This is a genomic window from Flavobacterium turcicum (genome assembly GCF_011365745.1).
In the GTDB taxonomy this organism is placed as follows: Bacteria; Bacteroidota; Bacteroidia; order Flavobacteriales; family Flavobacteriaceae; genus Flavobacterium; species Flavobacterium turcicum.
Genome location: NZ_JAAOBY010000001.1, coordinates 781,361 through 798,701, shown reverse-complemented (window position 1 = coordinate 798,701; position 17,341 = coordinate 781,361). Strand labels below are relative to the sequence as shown.

17 protein-coding genes and 2 tRNA genes are annotated in these 17,341 nt (G+C 35.8%); 4 read left to right on the top strand and 15 right to left on the bottom strand.

The features are described from left to right. Positions 1-4: 4 nt before the first annotated feature. Positions 5-802: an NAD(+) synthase gene (nadE, locus tag G9Q29_RS03475; protein WP_166133306.1), complete on the top strand. Its 798-nt coding sequence runs from the start codon at positions 5-7 to the stop codon at positions 800-802. A 97-nt stretch (positions 803-899) separates the two neighbouring features. Beyond that, positions 900-1,529, top strand: coding sequence for a response regulator transcription factor (locus tag G9Q29_RS03470; protein ID WP_166133304.1), 630 nt, complete (start codon positions 900-902; stop codon positions 1,527-1,529). On the opposite strand, the gene dnaG is transcribed toward G9Q29_RS03470, so the two are convergent. From dnaG to rlmN, 6 genes are all read right to left on the bottom strand, one after another. After that, positions 1,526-3,514 (bottom strand): DNA primase, encoded by a 1,989-nt coding sequence (gene dnaG, locus G9Q29_RS03465; RefSeq protein ID WP_166133302.1) that lies wholly within the window; start codon positions 3,512-3,514, stop codon positions 1,526-1,528. The genes G9Q29_RS03470 and dnaG overlap by 4 nt on opposite strands. Before the next feature lie 131 nt (positions 3,515-3,645). Next, complete coding sequence (locus G9Q29_RS03460) at positions 3,646-5,226, bottom strand: OmpH family outer membrane protein (RefSeq protein WP_166133300.1); 1,581 nt, start codon at positions 5,224-5,226, stop codon at positions 3,646-3,648. A gap of 36 nt (positions 5,227-5,262) precedes the next feature. Then, positions 5,263-6,000: a hypothetical protein gene (locus G9Q29_RS03455; protein ID WP_166133298.1), complete on the bottom strand. Its 738-nt coding sequence runs from the start codon at positions 5,998-6,000 to the stop codon at positions 5,263-5,265. Then, positions 5,987-6,547 carry an RNA polymerase sigma factor gene (locus G9Q29_RS03450; protein ID WP_166133296.1) on the bottom strand — a complete coding sequence of 187 codons (561 nt, stop codon included), beginning with the start codon at positions 6,545-6,547 and terminating at the stop codon, positions 5,987-5,989. The genes G9Q29_RS03455 and G9Q29_RS03450 overlap by 14 nt, the downstream gene beginning before the upstream one ends. A 149-nt stretch (positions 6,548-6,696) precedes the next feature. Further along, entirely contained in the window at positions 6,697-7,674 is a 978-nt protein-coding gene (locus G9Q29_RS03445; protein ID WP_166133294.1) for a polyprenyl synthetase family protein, read from the bottom strand. 78 nt (positions 7,675-7,752) lie between these two features. Then, complete coding sequence (gene rlmN / locus G9Q29_RS03440) at positions 7,753-8,796, bottom strand: 23S rRNA (adenine(2503)-C(2))-methyltransferase RlmN (protein ID WP_166133292.1); 1,044 nt, start codon at positions 8,794-8,796, stop codon at positions 7,753-7,755. A gap of 110 nt (positions 8,797-8,906) precedes the next feature. Between rlmN and G9Q29_RS03435 the strand changes: the two genes are divergently transcribed. Next, a complete protein-coding gene (locus G9Q29_RS03435; RefSeq protein ID WP_166133290.1) occupies positions 8,907-9,548 on the top strand; it encodes an O-methyltransferase in 642 nt (213 codons plus the stop codon). A 113-nt stretch (positions 9,549-9,661) separates the two neighbouring features. On the opposite strand, the gene G9Q29_RS03430 is transcribed toward G9Q29_RS03435, so the two are convergent. The 7 genes from G9Q29_RS03430 to G9Q29_RS03400 form a co-directional block, all read right to left on the bottom strand. Further along, positions 9,662-10,231 (bottom strand): phosphatase PAP2 family protein, encoded by a 570-nt coding sequence (locus tag G9Q29_RS03430; protein ID WP_166133288.1) that lies wholly within the window; start codon positions 10,229-10,231, stop codon positions 9,662-9,664. Next, positions 10,231-10,632 (bottom strand): twin-arginine translocase TatA/TatE family subunit, encoded by a 402-nt coding sequence (locus G9Q29_RS03425; protein ID WP_166133286.1) that lies wholly within the window; start codon positions 10,630-10,632, stop codon positions 10,231-10,233. Before G9Q29_RS03425 ends, G9Q29_RS03430 begins: the two co-directional genes overlap by 1 nt. A gap of 110 nt (positions 10,633-10,742) precedes the next feature. Then, positions 10,743-12,986 carry a M1 family metallopeptidase gene (locus G9Q29_RS03420; RefSeq protein WP_166133284.1) on the bottom strand — a complete coding sequence of 748 codons (2,244 nt, stop codon included), beginning with the start codon at positions 12,984-12,986 and terminating at the stop codon, positions 10,743-10,745. A 64-nt stretch (positions 12,987-13,050) separates the two neighbouring features. After that, positions 13,051-13,554, bottom strand: coding sequence for a DUF6702 family protein (locus G9Q29_RS03415; protein ID WP_166133282.1), 504 nt, complete (start codon positions 13,552-13,554; stop codon positions 13,051-13,053). A 203-nt stretch (positions 13,555-13,757) separates the two neighbouring features. Further along, positions 13,758-14,516 carry a hypothetical protein gene (locus G9Q29_RS03410; RefSeq protein WP_166133279.1) on the bottom strand — a complete coding sequence of 253 codons (759 nt, stop codon included), beginning with the start codon at positions 14,514-14,516 and terminating at the stop codon, positions 13,758-13,760. Continuing rightward, positions 14,506-15,237: a hypothetical protein gene (locus tag G9Q29_RS03405; protein WP_317164725.1), complete on the bottom strand. Its 732-nt coding sequence runs from the start codon at positions 15,235-15,237 to the stop codon at positions 14,506-14,508. The genes G9Q29_RS03410 and G9Q29_RS03405 overlap by 11 nt, the downstream gene beginning before the upstream one ends. Then, a complete protein-coding gene (locus G9Q29_RS03400) occupies positions 15,230-15,988 on the bottom strand; it encodes a hypothetical protein (RefSeq protein ID WP_166133277.1) in 759 nt (252 codons plus the stop codon). The genes G9Q29_RS03405 and G9Q29_RS03400 overlap by 8 nt, the downstream gene beginning before the upstream one ends. Positions 15,989-16,123: 135 nt before the next feature. Between G9Q29_RS03400 and pepE the strand changes: the two genes are divergently transcribed. After that, positions 16,124-16,831 (top strand): dipeptidase PepE, encoded by a 708-nt coding sequence (pepE, locus tag G9Q29_RS03395; RefSeq protein ID WP_166133275.1) that lies wholly within the window; start codon positions 16,124-16,126, stop codon positions 16,829-16,831. Positions 16,832-16,951: 120 nt separating this feature from the next. Here the strand turns inward: pepE and G9Q29_RS03390 are convergent. Beyond that, positions 16,952-17,024: transfer RNA gene (locus G9Q29_RS03390), tRNA-Gly, on the bottom strand. Between the two features lie 45 nt (positions 17,025-17,069). Continuing rightward, positions 17,070-17,142 (bottom strand) — tRNA-Gly (locus tag G9Q29_RS03385). Positions 17,143-17,341 lie beyond the last annotated feature (199 nt).

Sequence of the window (17,341 nt, the reverse complement as noted above, 5' to 3'; positions counted from 1 at the left end):
TATTATGACTAAAAAAAGAACTATCAACGTAGAGAATGTCAATGAGCAAATCGTTAATTGGTTAAAAACGTATGCCCAAAACGCAAAAGTAAATGGATTTGTTGTTGGTATTTCAGGAGGAGTTGATTCGGCCGTAACCTCCACTTTGTGCGCGCAAACAGGCTTACAAGTTTTGTGTGTCGAAATGCCTATTCACCAAGCGCCTAGTCACGTATCCCGTGCACAAGAACATATTGAACAGTTGAAAGTACGATTCCCAAACGTGAGTAGCGATCGAGTAGATTTGACACCTGTTTTTGAAACCTTTAAAAGTGCAGTACCAACAAGTTCTAATACTGCCAAACTGAACTTGAGCTTGGCTAATACTCGTGCTCGATTACGAATGACGACCTTATACTATCTCGCGGGTATTCACGGATTACTCGTTGCGGGAACTGGAAATAAGGTTGAAGATTTTGGCGTAGGCTTTTATACCAAATACGGAGATGGTGGTGTTGATTTGAGTCCGATTGCTGATTTAATGAAATCCGAGGTGTATGCTTTGGGTACTTATTTAAAAATTCCGAATTCAATTTTGACCGCAGCACCTACAGACGGACTATTTGGAGACGACCGAACCGACGAGGACCAACTCGGTGCCTCCTACGATGAACTAGAATGGGCAATGTTAGCTTCTGAAGCAGGACAAACAGCTTCTGAATTTGAAGGAAGAGAACGTACTGTTTTTGAAATTTACACCCGTTTGAACACTGCAAATCGCCATAAAATGGACCCAATTCCGGTGTGTTTTCTTAAAATTTAATTAAAAAAAAATATTTTCTGTTGATTTACAAATATTTACAGAATTTATTTATTAATTTTACAGCTCCAATTACAAACAATTCTAAAAAATTTTTATTATGATTAAAGTATGTATCGCCGACAATTTCCCTGTTGTGCATTTTGGAGTAAAATCTTACTTTAAAGATAATGCTGACATCTCAATTGCTGCTAACGTGGGCAATTTTATGATGGTAAGGGATATTCTTCAGACGAAGGAAATTGATGTATTAGTTTTAGATTTGGAGCTAGAAGGACTTTCTAGTATTTTTGAAGTGAAAGCCCTTTTGAAAAACTTTCCAAAAACTAAAATTATTATCTACAGTGGCCTTTCGGAACAAATCTACGCACCAAATGCGATTAAAGCAGGTGTTTCTGGTTTTGTGCACAAGTCTGAAAAGTTAGAAACTCTTGGTATTTCTATTGTTAAAGTACAACAAGGAAAAATCATTATGAACGAAACTGTTAAGAAAAACTTAGCCCTAATCGCTAAGCAAAGTAAGAGCGAGCGTTTGTACAGAAAACTATCGAACAGAGAAGTTGAAGTTTTACGTTATTTAAGCGGAGGCAAAAAAAACCACGAAATTGCCGAAATCTTGAACTTAAACGAAAAAACAATCAGTACTTACAAATTGCGTTTGTTAACTAAACTGAACGTAACCAACTTAGTTGACTTAGTTGACAAAGCTAAAAAGTTAGAGATCGTTTAGTAATACCTAGACATTACTCTACCTAATTTTTTCGAAAAAGAGTGGATTAAAATATTATAATCCATCACAAGAGATAAAGACTCCCTATTGTCTGAATTTGGTTCAGATGATAGGGAGTTTTTTAATTCTTCGATAAGACTGCCTACCAAATACCATCTTAAAGTTAAAATAGTTTCTGAAACTTCTTGTGCAATAGTTTCAGTTTTTGATTTCGGAAAAATATTTTGCCCTACCCAATTGTGCAATACCAATTGCTCGTCTTCCATCAAGATATCAGTTACTTCTTGTGCAAAATCAGCATGCAATTGCATCAAGTACTGCTCAATGGTAAAACTTTCATTTTGGTGATAATACGCAATTAAATCATTGTAAATCCCTCTAAAAAGCGGATTTGCCAATTCAACCTCATCTTCTTGCAAACTCAAATAAATGCGCTGATACACTTTATAAAGCTTACGCTCCGTAACAATCACAATTTCGCCTTCTTCGTTGGCTCTATGAAAAGCATCCTCAAACTCTTCTTCAAGGTTACCATAGAGCAACAATATTTCAATAATTTTACGCTCTAGTCTGTAAAGCACATCTACTTTTTCAGTAGCAATTGGGTTTTCGTTTTTAACTACTTCAAATGCTTTTGGAGCTCCACCTTCAGCTTGTTTTTGCTTTTTACCAATTTCAGCAATATCTTTTTGCATGAGCTGAGCGAGCGTACTTTGCAAAACTTGCTCCGAGATATCCATAATTCGGGAACATTCCTGAATATAAATTTCACGCTGAATGCGATCCGGAATTTTTGAGATACTACCCACCATATCTCTAATCAAATCTGCTTTTTTGATCGGATCATTTTTGGCTTCATTCATCAAAAGCGATGCTTTGAACTGAATAAAATCTTTAGCATTATCCTCTAAATAACGAACTAAATCATCGTAAGGTGTTTTCTTAGCAAAACTATCTGGATCCTCACCATCAGGGAAAGCACATACTTTTACGTTCATGCCTTCTTCCAAGATCAAATCAATTCCGCGAACAGAAGCGCGCAAACCAGCGGCATCACCATCAAATAATACCGTCACGTTTTTGGTCAATCGGTTAATCAATCTAATTTGATCTGGCGTCAGTGCTGTCCCGGAGGAAGCTACTACGTTCTCAATTCCGGCTTGATTGAACTGAATCACATCTGTATATCCTTCAACTAGATAACAATTATTTAATTTGGCAATTGATTGTTTGGCTTGAAAAATCCCGTACAAAACTTTACTCTTATGGTAAATTTCACTTTCGGGAGAGTTCAAGTATTTGGCAGCCTTTTTATCGTTGGTTAAAATTCGACCTCCAAAACCTAGAACACGGCCAGACATGCTTTCAATTGGAAACATCACACGCCCTTTAAAACGGTCAAAAGGTTTGTCCTCACGGGGAATGGTCAAACCTGTTGCCTCTAAAAATTCTAATTTATATCCTTTTCCGAGTGCTTCTTTAGTAAAGGCATCCCAAGATTCAGGAGAATAGCCTAAACTGAACTTTTTGATGGTTTCGTTGGTAAAACCACGCTCTTTAAAATACGAAAGGCCAATGGCTTTGCCTTCCTCGGAATTTAAAAGTGTATTATGAAAATAGGTTTTTGCAAATTCTGATACCAAATACATGCTTTCGCGTGTGTCCGTAATTGCTTTTTCTTGATCAGTTTGCTCTGTTTCTTCAATTTCAATATTGTACTTTTTCGCTAAATACCGAATGGCTTCGGGATAGGTAAAATGCGAATGTTCCATCAAAAATGCAACCGAGTTCCCTCCTTTTCCAGAACTAAAATCTTTCCAAATTCCTTTGGCTGGCGAAACCATAAACGAAGGAGATCGCTCTTCAGAGAACGGACTTAATCCTTTAAAATTACTCCCTGCTCTTTTGAGATTTACAAAATCGCCAATAACTTCCTCTACACGAGCAGTTTCATAAACAGTATCAATAGTAGCTTTTGAAATCAAGTTGAAAAATTATTTAGGGATTGAAAAATGTAAAATTACGCAAATCAAATTGGATTATTCATACTCTAAAAAAACAAAAAAGCACTTCTTTCAAAGTGCTTTTCAAATTATGTAACTAACTAAAACAATTTTTAATTAAAATCAAAACGCAATCCTAAGGATACATTATTTTGTTTCACTGCATTGTTTCTAAACAACGGATTTAGATCGTATTTCAAATACAAGCTAGTTGCTTTGTGCCCAACGTAAGCGCTCAAACCATAAATAAAATTTGAAGTATTGAAATCGCCTTTGGTAACCGTTCTTTCTTTATAACCGGCCTCATCGTAATTGATGTATTGCTTCGATTTTAAGTTGGCACCAACATATCCTCCTAGACCAAGGCGGAAACTGTCATGCGTTTTAAAATAAGTTTTTCCATCTCGTTGTGAAGTTTTGGTAAAATCGAATTCTAAATGAACTGGAATAACTAGGTTTACGTTTCTAAAACGTGAATCATCATGAGTGTTTGGGTTGATAACCAAATCAGTTTGTTGTCCGTTATCCACAAAAATTCTATTATCCGTAGGTCTTAAGTTGTTGTACATTAATGACAAACCGTATTTGGCATGCAACAAGTTATTGTTTTGCAACAAACGCGTGTTGTAACTCAATCCCCATTCATAAAAATGAGATCTTACATATTTGAAATCTGAGTTGGCGACTTTTCCGTCTGTAATAACATTATTAACCCCTGTAGCAAAAACAAATTGTGACGTTGTTTTTTTAGATTGACGTGCCTCTTTGTCCTCTTGTCCGTTGTAGACCTTCATCGAGGTAAGGTTAATTTCGGTTTGTGAACCAATTGAGCTTGAATTATTACCCAAAACAACTGTTCTACCGCCAGATCTGTATTCTTTAGCATCTTCTACTTTACCGTCTACTTTATCCTGCACCAGTTTGTTTAGTTTAGCTTGTTCTACGGCTACTTTTGACTCGATATTATTTGCATGAAGGGTTGCTTTCTGCATTTTCAACTCATTGGCTTTCTCTTTTGTGATAGCTCCTTTTGCAAGATCAGCATCAATACTTTCAATGGCTACTTTTAGCGCTTTTTTCTCTGTGCTAGTAATGTCTTTAATTTCGTTACTTATCGCTTTAGCTCTCGTTTCAAATGGAAGAGAAACATTATTTCTACCTTTGGTTTGACCCGTTTCGGCTGTTGCATCATCAACAACAGTTATTACTAAATCTTTAAACCATACCTGACCTGTTTCATTCAACAATACTCCGTAAGATATGGCAGTAGCCTCTTCAGGAACAAACAAAACTACTTCATAATTTGCCCAATCTTTCGAACCTCTAATTGGTCGTCTTTGCATATTATCAAAAGCTAATACTGCAGTATTGTAATAATCGACACGCATCCATAAACCAGCCCATGATTTTACATTTTCTGTTTTTACAGTGGCTGTCATCTTTATCGTTTTTCCTGCGTATTGTGATGGCGCTACCGTTTTCATTATGGTTCCAAAACCATATATTTTTGATTGATTGGATTTAATTTGATACACATTCGCATCATTTGCATCTGGTCCCATAACATAACTATCCGGTTTTGAACCTCGATAATGCCAATCGGTACTATTTTTAATGGCTTCTACTCCTTGTGCGTTCATTTTATTGAAAACTGAAAGCAACAACATCGCTGTAATTAAAATAATTTTTTGCATGATTTTCGTTTTTTGATTGATGATTGAATTTAATATTTATTCGTAATTTCTGTTTACTAAGACCGTTCTAATCGCGTTAAAGTTTTTATTGAATTTATTAATTGCCGACTCTTTGAAGGTCTGATTTAATTCTGATTCAGCCTTTGACAACAACTGATCAGGCTGAACTACAATTGATGTTGCAGATCTATTGTTACTTTTTAAATTAGCCTCAGATTGAAAATTCTCGTTAGTTACCTCTGCCAACAAGCGCGCCGCAGATAATGAAATAGTTCTTTTTTGAACATCGTCAACTGTTGTCATTGGCATTACTCCCTTGTTCTCAGCAGTTGTTTTTTGAGCAATTTCATTTTTATGTACACTATTCGAGTTTAGAATAGGTAAAGACTTTAGACTAACATTTTGTTTTACAGCCTGCAGCCCTTTTGCAGAAGAAGTTTGTACTGCCACTTCCTCTTTTGGACTTTCCGAACCTGGCTGTCCTTTTTCAATTTCATTCGAAGTCCTACTTTCAACACCAACTACAGTAGTTTTTGATGGAATTATATCGCTATTATTACTCCTAAAAAACAAAGTAGATAGCAATAAAACACCAACAAAACTTGCTGCCAAGTACATCCACGGAAATTTATTTTTTGGTTTTGACTGCTCACCTAAACTTGGGCTAGCTGCAGTTAACATAGCATCTAGTTTGGACCAAGCCATTTCAGAAGGCTGAATCTCACGAGCATCCAAGCGTTCTTTTATTTGTTTTTCGAAATTATTCGGTTCCATTTCGGTATGATTTTAAGGTTTGCACCTGTTCTTGTAACATTCTGCGCGCATGCGATAACTGAGATTTTGAAGTTCCTTCGGCAATGCCTAAAAGACTCGCTATTTCATGATGTTTGTAGCCTTCGATAGCGTACAAGTTAAAAACAGCTCGGTACCCTTCAGGTAAATTATCAATTAAAAATTGAATTTGCTCCACCGAAAATTGATCTGTTATTGTATCCTGAGATTCTTCAACAAAAAATTCATCTTCGGTATAATTCATTTTTTTATGAACTCTTAAAAATGAAATACACTCATTTACAATGATGCGGCGTATCCAACCTTCAAAACTTCCTTTGTGTTCAAAATGATTAAGATTGGTAAACACCTTCATGAAAGCGGTTAGCATTACATCTTCTGCTTGCTGCAAGTCTTTGATGTATTGCCTGCATACGCTTAACATTTTGGGAGCGAATTGCGAATAAATTTTCTGTTGTGCTTGTCGGTTTTGCTCGACAGCCAACTGAATTAATTCTCGTTCTTCTTGATGTAAGTGTATCACTTTCATGTGCGTGGTTCTTGCTCTACTTTTATCTCAAGTCCGTTTCATACAGACTTCTATTAGCATAGACGCTTGTCGTTGTAAAATGGTTGCATGGGAGGTTAATTTTTTTCAAAAAAAATTTAAAAAAGGAATTCTGAAAGCAAAAAAAGGGACTATTTTTTACGTTCTATTACATAATTCACCATCAAAACCAAGGCTGCTTTGAAGTCGGAATCTGGATAATTAGCCAGTAAACTCAATGCCTCAGCTTGAAATTGCATCATTTTATTTTCGGCGTAAGCCAAACCTTGATTATTTTTTACAAAAGCGATAACCTCTTTGACGCGTTTTTTATCTTTATTGTGATTTTTGATGGAATTGATCAACCAACTTTTTTCTTTTGAAGTGCAAGTATTCAATACATGTATCAATGGCAAGGTCATTTTTTGCTCTTTGATATCAATTCCTGTTGGTTTTCCGATGGCTTCATCTGTGTAGTCAAACAAATCGTCTTTAATTTGAAATGCCATACCAATGAGTTCGCCAAATTTGCGCATGTTTTCTACTTGCACGGCATCTTCAATCACTGATTGTGCACCAAGCGCGCAACAAGCAGCAATTAGTGTTGCCGTTTTTTTACGTATAATTTCGTAGTAAACCTCTTCGGTAATGTCAAGTCGGCGGGCTTTTTCTATTTGCAACAATTCGCCTTCACTCATTTCGCGAACGGCAACTGAAATAATGCGCAACAAATCAAAATCGCCGTAATCAATAGAGAGCAACAAACCTTTAGAGAGCAAATAATCGCCTACTAAAACGGCAATTTTATTTTTCCAAAGTGCATTTATGGAGAAAAAACCTCGGCGTCTGTTACTATCATCAACTACATCATCATGAACTAAAGTAGCAGTATGAATAAGTTCAATGACGCAAGCACCGCGATAGGTACGTTCATTAACTTGGCCTGACGCTAACATTTTTGCAGTCAAAAAAACAAACATCGGACGCATTTGCTTGCCTTTGCGATTGACAATATAATACGTAATGCGGTTTAAAAGCGCCACTTGTGAAGACATCGACTCGTAGAACTTTTTTTCAAAAAGTTCCATTTCATCAAAAATGGGCTGTTTTATTTGCGAAGTGATATTCATGAGTTCCAAAGATACGATATTAGCAAGAAATCAGGCAACAAAGCATCTTCTTTTGGATTATTATTAAGCAGTAATTTCTTAAGCTTCTTTGTTTGCCAATTGACCGCAGGCAGCATCAATATCTTTACCACGGCTTCGACGTACTTTTACCACAATTCCGCTAGCTTCTAGTGCTTTAATGTAGTTATTGATCGACTCTTCGGAGGCTTGTTGAAATTCGCCATCATCAATTGGGTTGTATTCAATCAAGTTCACTTTGCAAGGCACGTATTTACAAAACTTAACCAATGCATCAACGGCTTGTTTGTTGTCATTAATACCTTTCCAAACCACGTATTCATACGAAACCTTACTTTTTGTTTTACGGTACCAATACTCTAACGATTCACGCAAATCAGCTAATGGAAAACTAGTGCTAAAAGGCATAATTCGTGCGCGAACCTCATCAATTGCAGAGTGTAAAGAGACAGCCAATTTGAATTTCACATCGTCATCAGCTAGCTTTTTTATCATTTTAGGAACGCCTGATGTAGAAACCATAATACGCTTTGGAGACATTCCAAGACCTTCTGTAGAAGTAATCATTTCAATCGCCTTCAAAACATTGTTGTAATTCATAAGCGGTTCACCCATTCCCATGAAAACAATATTTGACAAGGGATGATTGTAGTACAAACGACTTTCCTTATCGATGGCAATAACCTGATCATAAATTTCGGCAGGTTCCAGGTTGCGCATTCTTTTTAGTCGTGCCGTAGCACAAAAATTACAATCTAAACTGCACCCAACTTGACTAGAAACGCAAGCAGTTGTTCTGGTAGCGGTAGGAATTAAAACCGACTCCACAACCAAACCATCATGCAAACGAACAGCGTTTTTAACCGTTCCGTCTTCTGACCGTTGCATCGTATCAACCATAATATGATTAATAACAAAGTGCTGTTCGAGCATGCTGCGTGTTCCTTTTGAAACATTAGTCATATCTTCAAAACTATGGGCTCCTTTGCTCCACAACCATTCATACACTTGATTGCCTCGAAAAGCTTTTTCGCCATTAGCCACAAAAAAATCACGAAGTTGCTCTTTTGTTAAAGATCGTATGTCTTTTTTATCGATTTCCATGCTGCAAATTTAATGACTATTTGTTGATTTATTCCATCAATTTAAAGAAATGCACACTTGTTGATTTTATAATTTGGTACCTTTGCATTCCACAGCAAAAAAATTGAATCATGCATTTTATTTCGCCTGAATTAGAGGATTACATCGAACAACATTCTGAAAAAGAACCTGCATTATTAGCGGCTTTGAATAAAGAAACTTACCAAAAAATTCTGCTGCCGCGAATGCTAAGCGGTCATTTTCAAGGTCGTGTTTTGAGCATGTTATCTAAGCTAATTAGACCATTAAACATCCTAGAAATAGGAACCTATACTGGCTATTCTGCATTATGCCTTTGCGAAGGCATGCAAAAAGGAGGGCAATTGCATACGATTGACATCAAAGAAGAGTTAATCGATTTTCAGCGAAAGCACTTTGACAAATCGCCTTGGGGAGCACAAATTGTGCAACATTTAGGCGAAGCAGTACATATTATACCCACGCTAGAACTTAAATTTGATTTGGTTTTTATTGATGCAGATAAAGAAAATTACCTCGAGTATTTTGAATTGATTCTGCCAAAAATGAATACGGGCGGCATTATTTTATCTGATAATGTACTTTGGAGTGGTAAAGTTTTAGAACCCTTGAACCCAAAAGATGTGAGCACAAAAGTATTATTAGAATACAACCAACTTTTAGCTACAGACCCAAGAGTGGAAACTGTTTTATTACCCATTCGAGATGGTTTGACGGTCAGCCGTGTTTTGTAAATAGCAGGAATCACTTTTCTGCATAAAAAATTCGAAATCATGTTACTACAATGAGTAAGATGATTTCGGATTTTGAATTTTATACTAAAAATTTAATTCAACTGTTTTCAACATTATCGTCCTAGCGGAAAAAACTTTTTTTGAAAATGAGAATAGGTTTTGAATACTAAATAACCACTTAAAACTCCAAATAAATAGCCAGTAAGAATATCTAACGGATAATGTAATCCAAGATAAATTCGGCTGTAAGCAAAAACCAACGGCCATAAAAAAATGAAGCCAAAATATTTAAATTGAGATCGAAAAATACAAAATATAAAAGTCGCAACTGCCATAGAATTAGAAGCATGGCCTGAAAAAAAGCTATATGAGCCACGTTGCTGCACTACTCGAATGAAAGAGTTAATATCAGTATTGTTGGATGGTCTCAAGCGTTGAAAACTATTTTTAAATAAGTTCGTAACTTGATCCGTAAACGTCACTAACAACGCTACAAAAACAAGTAAATAAATGGTTTGTTTGACACCTATCTTAGAGTAAATAAGGTATAGCAATAACAAAAAAAGAGGAATCCAGTTGATTTGTTTAGTTACCAACAACCAAAACGGATCGAAAGACTCTGAACCTAAACCGTTAAGAAAAACGAATAAATCAATATCAATTGCACGTAGTTTGTCAATCATTACATTTGGCGTTTGATAGGACCTTCAATTTCCTCAATAACTTCTTTAGCAGCATCAACAGGCTTCGTTGTATCTACAATTAAATTGTCTTTCACAGTATTGATTTCGTTATTAAAACCCTCTGTAATACTTGTAAATTGAGTTGTATCACCTAGCAAATTTTCTTTTGCTTTATTGATTTCGCTAGTAATATTTCCTGTGAAATCAGTTAATGATTTAGAGTCAAAACCATTAGCTTCTGCTCCTTTTTGAATTTCATTCTTAATATCGTTTGTTGCGTTTTTTAGCTGTGCCATAGTCTTACCCAAAGTGCGAGCGATTTCAGGAATTTTATCTGATCCAAAAAGCATGAGCACAATAAACATGATAAAAACTAATTCGCCTCCTCCTATACCGAACATAATAGTGTTGTTTTATTTCAAAGACAAAGATATTACTTTTTGCTACTTTGACTTTTAATTATTTCATAAAAAAAAAAGACTCTTTACAGAGTCTTTTTTTGTTTTTAAGTTTAGTCAAATTTAGATTTTACTTCTTCTTTTGGCCAAGTGTTATTGGTTACATCAATATCAGCAGTTTCTAATTTTGGATCTACTTGAATTTTTTTGATTGCCTTTGCAGTAGCGTAAACTTTTTTGGCAGTATCATTATTTTTTCTCCAAATTTGAGCTGGATACTTGAATACTTCTTTAGTATCATCTTCGTAAGTTAACTCCACAATAATAGGCATTAACATTCCGCCTGGCTTGTTGAACTCTACTTCATAAAAGAATTTAGGTGCTTTAATCGCCGCTTTTTCTTCTGCTGAGAAGTTTTTGTTTACGTAATCAGATAGTAAATTCACATCTGAAATAGCCAATGCTTTTTTATCTTTCGCAGGTAATTCCTCGCTTGTTCCAGGAACTAAGTAAACGAAAGGTCCTTTTTCTTGTCCGAAACGACCTCTGCGTACTACCGCATCTTTTAATTCTTTAGTTGCAGTTTCAGAAACAAAATATTGCTTCACCTCTTTTACGCCGATATCCACATAGTCTGTAGAATAAAACCAACCTCTAAAAAACCAATCTAAATCAACTGCTGAAGCATCTTCCATTGTTCTGAAGAAATCTTCTGGAGTTGGGTGTTTGAATTTCCATCTGTTAGCATAAACTTTGAATGCATGGTCAAATAATTCTCTTCCCATGATTGTTTCTCTCAAAATGTTCAAACCTGTTGCTGGCTTTCCGTAAGCATTAGATCCAAATTGAACAATCGTTTCAGAGTTAGACATAATTGGCTCCAAGAATTTTTGATCACCGCTCATGTAAGGAACTATTTTACTAGCAGGTCCGCGGCTTGAAGGGAAATTAACATTCATTTCTTGCTCAGCCATGTATTGCATAAACGTGTTCAATCCTTCGTCCATCCAAGACCATTGACGCTCATCTGAATTAACGATCATCGGGAAAAAGTTGTGTCCAACCTCGTGAATTACTACACCAATCATTCCGTTTTTAATACGATCGCTAGTTACTCCTTTTTCGTCAGGACGACCATAGTTCCAGCAAATCATTGGGTATTCCATTCCTTGATCTTCGGCAGATACTGAAACTGCTTTTGGGTAAGGATAATCAAAAGTGTGTGCTGAATAGCTTTTTAAAGTGTGCGCCACAGTTCTAGTTGAAGTTTCTCCCCACAATGGGTTTGCTTCTTTTGGATAAACTGATACTGCCATAACTGTTTTTTCGCTCAGTTTTACAGCCATTGCATCATATATGAACTTTCTAGACGTAGCAATACCAAAATCTCTTACGTTTTTTGCGCTAAATTTCCATGTTTTCTTTTTATCTGAGAAACCTTTTTCAGCCGCCTCAGCTTCTGCTTGAGTTACAATAACTACTGGCTTATCATATGATTTTGTTGCCAATTCGTATCTTTTAACCTGCTCTGGGGTAAATACTTCGCTACGGTTCATTAACTCTCCAGTTGCTTCCATCACGTGATCAGCAGGAACAGTAATGTTTACGTCAAAGTTTCCGAAAGGTAAAGTAAACTCACCTGTTCCCCAGAATTGCATGTTTTGCCAACCTTCAACATCATTATACACTGCCATTCTTGGATAAAATTGAGCAATTACATATAATTTATTGCCTTCTTTTTCGAATAATTCGTAGCCAGAACGACCACCTTCTGCTCTATAATTGTTAATGTTGTACCACCAATTAATTCCAAATGAGAATTTCTCACCCGGTTTTAAAGGAGTAGCTAAATTGATACGCATCATGGTTTGATTGATCACGTATGATAAAGGATTGCCCTTTGCATCTTTTACTTGCTCAATATTAAAACCACGCTCTAATGGATCTTTGAAAAACTTGCTTGCAAAATTTGATGCAGGCAAAACTTGATCCATTCTCTGACTTTCTGCCAAAGGAGTTTGTGAGTTTTTATTTTGTTGGTTTTGGTCTAATTGTACCCATAAATACTCTAAAGTATCTGGTGAATTGTTAGTATAAGTGATGGTTTCAGAACCAGTTAATCTTGATTTTTTGTCATCAAGCTCAATGTTGATTTTGTAGTCTGCCTGCTGTTGGTAGTAAGCTGGACCTGGCGCTCCAGAAGCAGTACGAAACATGTTTGGCGTAGCCATCAAATCGTACATTTGGCTAAACTTATTGGTGTCGTATTTGCCTGGTTGTCTTGGCGCGACTGTAGCCGGTTTTTCCTGTGCGAAAAGCATCGCAGGAAAAAATAGTAAAAAGGACAATTTTTTCATAGGTAGAAATCTGGTTATTATCTGGTGTGAAATTAAGAATTTTAGTGATTACAAGCCTGTTAATTTAGTACTTTAACATTCCTCGAACAGAACTATTGGTCAACAGTAACGTATTTTTAGTTCCTTTTATATTAAAATGCATGATATTTTGTTGCTCTGAACTACTCTCCGTAAGCAAACTGTTAAATACTTCGAGCTCCGATATTTTTTTTACTTCATTTACCCGAAGGTAACAAACCAAAACATCGCCTTCTAATTCTTTAGTAACAAAGAAAAACGGTTTACTTTGATTGTTTATTTTGATATTGAATTTTTCGTTCAAATACTTTTTCAATAAAACGACATCTTCTGTGGTTTCTTTTTGGTCTCCCAAGTACACTTTTTTGTTGTATTTTTTCCCCAATGCCAAATTTAAATCATCAACAAACAACCGAGCAGTTACTTGTAGCATTTTCTTTTCAGGCACAAAATTTACCTGAAAAAGACCTACATAAAATTTGTGATATGCAAATGAAGACACCGTTAAACTTAACAATGCCAGTAAAATAACTACAACAGATTTTTTCATTTTTTAAACAATAATTCCTTTTAAGCCAATAGCATTTACGAACTAGAACTTGTTAGACGCCAAAAAACGCAAAAGGTTTCATATCGTTTCGAAAAAAATTATGATTTTTTTAATAGAATGCAAAAAAAACAGCAAATGACTTTAGGAATATACGATTAAAAGTAATTTAATACAATTCATTATCAAATAAATAAAGGTTATCTCTATTCACGTGAATCCAAAAAACCTTTGTATTTTACAGCCAATATAGCCAGCTCAAAAGCAATTTTATTTGTATCCCGAGTATCCATTAAAACTACAAAAGAAGGTTCTTCAGCAACGAAAAATTTAAAACCAGAACAAAACTCCGATGGAATTTGTAGTTGATCGGTGTAGAAATTAGGCTCAAACCATTCCGACAAAAGCTTTACTACTTGCTCCTTTTTCTCTAAGGCAACCAATACTTTTAATCTTTTCGTTCGCCCATTAATTTTATTAATCAAAGGATCGAGCGGCATTGAACCACCAAGTAATCCCAACAACATAATTGGTTTAAAATCTCCAGCTGTTTGAAGTTTTCGCTCGGCTGGCGTGAAGCGTTTGGGTTCTGTGATCTGAGCTCGAATCGAGCGTGCCGTAATCGATTGATCCTTTACAATGACTTCGGGTAATACCGTGATTTTTTGTGGAAGTTCAAATTTTATAACGCTTGAAAGTAAATCTTGTGCTGTTATTATTTTTCGAACAGTCTCATAATTGAACGCCGAAACAAGTAGTTCATCTCCTGTTTTTGCTAAAATAGAAAAACTTCCCATAGTGGTGCTTTTAACTTCTTGCCCCGTTGTCGAATTTCTAATTGTAGCGTCGGCGATGGATTGCTCTTGACATACAACTAAACCTCGAATCGAAGTTAGTTTTTGATCTTGCGCCAGCATTACCGCAGTGCTAAATCCAAACAAAAGGAGGTAGATACTAGTTTTCACTCATTCGAAGTTGGTTGTACTTTTCAGCCAATGGCACAATTAAAAACATAACTAATGTTTTGTTTTTGGCCTTCAATGCCGCTGCAAGAGCATTATCTTCAACACAATAATATAAAAATCCTTTTACATAATCTTGCGGCACTTTTAAGGTTTCAGTAAAATAGGTTTCGTCAAATAAAGCTTCTAATCGATATAAATTGCTTTCTTTTTTTTCGACCAAAATCTCCTTTTTCAGCATGGCCTTCCTTCCAGAAATAGTGTTTAATAAGCCGTCTATTCCGCCCCCAGAAGTTGCAGTATACAACTTACGTTCTGCTGCGGTATATTTTTTTTGACCATACGGAATAATCCCTAAACTTTCAGCCGTAATAGACGATTCGGCAATAACCACTTCTTTTAAAATGATACTTTTAGAATACATTCGAATTTGCATTTCATTTCCAGATCCTTGATCTATCGCTGAAATTGTTCTTCGCACGGTTTCTAAATTAACGGCAGAAAAGACAAGTACGTCACCGTTTTTAACCTCAATTTCAAAAGTACCGTCACTTTGAGAAAGCACCAAAACTTTGCTTGTTATGTTGTTGATATTGATTCTGTCAACACTTACCGAGTCCGCAACAACCCGACCTTTTAACTGACGACTTACATTGACTTGCGCACTAATGCCTTGCATCAACAGCAAAAAAAATAGCAACAATAGGACTCTGTATTTATTCACTTATTATTTTTTTATATTTTATGGCCAAATCATTAATTAAAAATTGACTCATTGATTTATTTTTAGATTGTAAAGAGGCCACAAATTGAGGATCTTCGATGGCAAAGTACTCAAAACCTTTTACATAATCTGCAGGAATTTTAAGTTTACTAATTAAATAATCAGACAAAAATAAAGCTTCAAATTGCTGCATGTATCGTTCCTTTTTCTCTATTTGCAGTTCTTTTTTTAACATTTTCGTTCTTCCAGAAATCCAATTCAAAAGTGGATCAGCCGAAATAGATCCTCCCATCATAGTGCCCGCATTTGCCGAAGCATTTAAATGTGTAGCCGTATATAACTTCCGTTCTGCAGGCGTGTATACTTTTTGCCCCTTCGGGATAATCCCCAAACTGGTAGCACTTACTTTCTCTGAAACAACTACCTCATCGAGTTCATTGACAATTCGTTTCAAAAAAACTGACAAAACCTCTTTTTGTAAAATAATTGCAGTGAGCACCAAACAAAATTCTTTATACTGAGGAGCAGTGAAACAAAGGGCATCACCCGCGGTAGCTTTTATTTCAAAATTACCCTCTGCATCTGTCTGCACAACATCATTTGTAGTCTTATTAGCGACATAAATCCCTGCCGCATCTGCACGAACAACCTCAACTCGACCTTTTACAATTGATCTATTTGCATTTTGCGCAAACAAATTAAAACCAAAAAGAACCAAAAATAAACAGTATATCCTTATTGTTTGTAGCATACCTTAATCCCTAAGCACGTAAAAGTATCATACTCAACTCCAAATTTAATACTAATGCCGTGGTAAAAAAATGTTAATTAAAAAGGAATACAAAAACAGACTTTAATACCTTTATCAAAAAAATTATATTAATCTATGAAAAACGCCATCATAGCGAGTACCTCGACATTAGCTAATGAAGATTATTTACAATATTTACTTCCTGAATTAGAATTGCTATTCAGTCAATGCAATACTATTCTTTTTATTCCATTTGCAAGGCCAGGCGGAATGAGCCATGAAGAATATACCGATAAAGTAAAAAGTGCATTTGCCAAGATCAATAAAAAAGTCGTTGGCATTCATGAATATGACAATCCTGAAAGTGCTATTTGCAATGCTGAAGGGATTTTTACCGGCGGTGGCAATACTTTTCTGCTTGTATCCCAATTATACAAAAACAAAATCATGACCGTTCTCGCTGATGTAGTAAAAAAAGGAACTCCTTATTTGGGATGTAGTGCGGGAAGTAATATTTGTGGCTTGAGTATGCAAACGACAAATGATATGCCAATTGCTTATCCACCAAGTTTTCAAACATTAGGAATCATACCGTTTAATATCAACCCACACTATTTGGATCCTGATCCAAGATCTACTCACATGGGCGAAACACGAGAAACCCGTATTAAAGAATTTCACGCGTACAACTCGGCTCCAGTTTTGGGCCTGCGCGAAGGAAGTTGGATTGAGGTGAAATCAGACAAAGTAAAACTAAAAGGCCCCTTAACAGCAAGACTCTTCTTGAAAAATCAATTAGCAGAGGAGTTACCATCTGGTTCTGATTTGAGCGCTTTGAAATAAGGAAATTAAAAAAATCCAAAGTAGTTTGCTTTGGATTTTTTTTATGGTTTAAATTGAATCTACAAATAAGAGGTGAATACATTGCATAAAAAAAGCCCCAAACAAATGTTTGAGGCTTTGAGCGAAAGACGAGGCTCGAACTCGCGACAACCAGCTTGGAAGGCTGGAGCTCTACCAACTGAGCTACTTTCGCATTGTAATACTTATTTTTTGTTTCAAAGCTAGATTTGAAACCTAGAGCGAAAGACGAGGCTCGAACTCGCGACAACCAGCTTGGAAGGCTGGAGCTCTACCAACTGAGCTACTTTCGCATTACAACGGTGCAAATATACTTAATAACTTTGCTTTCCTGCAAGTTTTTTTCTGAAAAAAACTAAAATTCACTCCGCTTTTAGACCTCAACAAAGTACATTTTCGTACCTAATTTATTTACAGTGAAAATCTTATCATCAATAATTTTGACGAAAAAAAAATTAAAAATTAATAATCAAAACCGAAAATCAAACTTTC